Origin of the sequence: Gilliamella sp. HK2, from assembly GCF_001690265.1 — a bacterium.
Lineage (GTDB): Bacteria > Pseudomonadota > Gammaproteobacteria > Enterobacterales > Orbaceae > Gilliamella > Gilliamella apicola_C.
Map to the genome: position 1 here is coordinate 1 of NZ_LZGV01000044.1, position 2,699 is coordinate 2,699.

The 2,699-nt window shown below is 27.9% G+C and carries 3 protein-coding genes; all 3 read right to left on the bottom strand.

Features of this window, described 5'->3' with window-relative positions; translation table 11 throughout:
• Window positions 1-1,224, bottom strand: a 1,224-nt coding sequence (locus A9G45_RS03985; protein ID WP_141673595.1) for a hypothetical protein, incomplete at its 3' end; no start/stop codon positions are given.
• A 6-nt stretch (window positions 1,225-1,230) separates the two neighbouring features.
• Window positions 1,231-1,542 carry a hypothetical protein gene (locus A9G45_RS03990; protein ID WP_065566214.1) on the bottom strand — a complete coding sequence of 104 codons (312 nt, stop codon included), beginning with the start codon at window positions 1,540-1,542 and terminating at the stop codon, window positions 1,231-1,233.
• A 65-nt stretch (window positions 1,543-1,607) separates the two neighbouring features.
• Window positions 1,608-2,624: a hypothetical protein gene (locus A9G45_RS03995; protein WP_065572368.1), complete on the bottom strand. Its 1,017-nt coding sequence runs from the start codon at window positions 2,622-2,624 to the stop codon at window positions 1,608-1,610.
• Between the last annotated feature and the right edge of the window lie 75 nt (window positions 2,625-2,699).

Sequence of the window (2,699 nt, forward strand, 5' to 3'; positions counted from 1 at the left end):
TTTTTTAAAATTTTCTACTTGCTGTTGATATAATGCCTCATTATCAAAAAATTGTTTTGAATTAGTCTTACCAAAGTTTACCGGATAAACTTGTTGATAATTAACACAAAGTTTTTTTTCATTAGCATTTAAAGTTAATGTCGCACTATCAAGCTCTTCTAATTGACCACCCTCAAAACGTAAATAATTATTAGCTTGCTTACTTGTTAACAAAAGACTTCTAGGCGAATGTTTATTTGGATCTTTAGTAGTCCATTTGCTATAGCAATTAGACGTAACCGGTATTTCTTGAAACTTTCCTTCTTTTGTAATTTGAAAATGTTGTATTTCTATTGTTTCATCTTCAAAGCGTTGTTGGCGTTCAATGGAATAGTTTTTATCAATAGTAAAGTAATGATAACCAACAGGTTGTCCATCACCTCCAGGACCTCCACGAGTTGTGGTTCTATAGCTAAAAATTAATAGTTTATCTAGTAACTTATAATCACTAGAAAACAGATATAAAAATGAATCTGCCTCACCACTATCCCAGAATACATCAATAAATATTAAATTAAGATCAGGAGATATAGGTGAGAATCGTGCGCCAGATAAATATACCCCTTGCCATGGGATACCTAAAAAATTTTTGTAATGAATGGATAACTTTTTTAATACTTCATCTCGATATAATATATAAGCATCTTCTGCATTAAATGGAACATTGATTATGGATAATTGAGACACTTCTTTAATAAATTCTTTTTCAAAATAAGGTTTTGAATAAAAGACTGGCTCGCCATTTTTTCCAAACAAAAGTAGTATATCGTCCAATAATATTACTTGCCTGTTTTGTGTCACATACTGTTTTAATAAACTATTATCAATGTTTTTATCAAATTGAAGATAAGTAATGCTATCATTTAATTTAATATTATAATTATACTCTAGTAATTGTCGCTGTTTTTTTAAATCAAAATATGTTTGTTCAATATTATTATTTATAAAAAAATCTTTTGCAGGCATAGTATTACGTTTAATCAAAAACGACTGATTATTAAAATAAAATTTATTACCAAGCAATTTTATATCAAAATCAACCGTTGTTTCATTTATCAAGGTATCACTAATACCATAAATAATTCCCCAATTATCCAGCATTTTTTTTTCATCAGCTGTAGCTGATGATACAATTAAACTTAAGACTAATAAAAATAAAATAAAAGTTAATTTGATTGTCTTCATACGTTGTTAACCTTTATTAATTATTAATGATTGCATTGATAACCCATTAACTTGTTCAGCGCTTTTAACAAAATATTTATCTTCCAAATATTTTAATTCAAAACTTCTTACATCAAAATGAATCCATGTTGCAGCGATTGCGATACCTTTTGGTGTTTTTTCACGAATTCCCACCTCTAAAGAAATAACATTTCCAACATTCCATCTATAATGCGCATTACAATAACTGATCATTACCTCTCTAGCATCATCACACAAATTTTCTAATGAAATTTTGGTATTGTTATAAATCATATGAATATCTAATGCTTTACCCATATGATTAGTACTTTGTCTAAAATTATGAGCATTATTATCTGACCAACAGCGATATCCAGATTTAACTAATTCAATTTTTTTACCTTAACAAATTTTCCTTGTTTATTAATGACATAGTGAATTTTACTGACTAAAGTGGTTGGTCTTTTCTTGTAATCATATGGCGAGTTAAAATGTTTGATTGTTATGCGATAATTTTTATTGATAAAATATTCGCTCCAAATACCTCCATCCTCCAACTCACTAGTTTCACCTATTTCTAGCCTATCAATCAGATTAAAATCATCCGAAAGGCTAATTAATGATAAACGTTCTGCTGAATTAATAGCAACGGAGGACAGCAATAATAATTTTATTTTTTTGTAAGATTTTAGTTTTAATGCTTTTAAACAATCATCATCAATCATTCCTTTAAAAAAATAATTAAATTCATCAAAACAACCATCACCAACCTTTCCTGCAACAAAAGGATCAACTGTATCCGTTATTGGTAAAAAAATATCATTATTACTATTAACTTCATCACCCCAATAATAATTATTCAATGGAACATCTATAATATTTAATTTTTCATAAATAGTTGCTAGCGTTTCACGCATCTTCTGCTTTAATTTAAACGCCAAAACAATATCATCATTCGTAAATAAAAAAAGATAATCGGAAATAAGCACTAATGAGGGGTTTAAATTATATTGCTTAGGCAATGTTACAAAATCAAAATATTGATTTTCTTGTTGATTACCCGTTAACTCTAAACGTTCCAATACTTTTTGTAACAATTCGTGGGAGCGTAGGGATAAATTGTCGGTAACTTGATGTACATTAATTATATGATTTTCATCTAATATTAATTTACTGTCTGAACTTTTTACCGATATATTTTTTATTTCGTTAAGTCGTGTATATAACGTTAAATCATCAAGTGGGATATCGGGTAGATAAGTAATATCAACTAATTGCCACTCTGTAATATCCTGCTTTGTTAATGAATTGGGATCATTTTTTGTTTCATTCGCACTTACTGCTAACGTGATAAAACAACAAAAAAATAAAACGAAAAAACGATTTAGTATTGTTAGCATTATTTCCTCCTCTAATTTATTCTATTTTTCTTATTTATTAATAAGGGTAATTAGTTTTTCTTTATTTAAAGTTGC

Bases quoted from the DNA above. Each gene is read 5' to 3' on its own strand.
- A9G45_RS03990 (WP_065566214.1), bottom strand. From the start codon at position 1,542: ATGGGTAAAGCATTAGATATTCATATGATTTATAACAATACCAAAATT.
- A9G45_RS03995 (WP_065572368.1), bottom strand. From the start codon at position 2,624: ATGCTAACAATACTAAATCGTTTTTTCGTTTTATTTTTTTGTTGTTTT.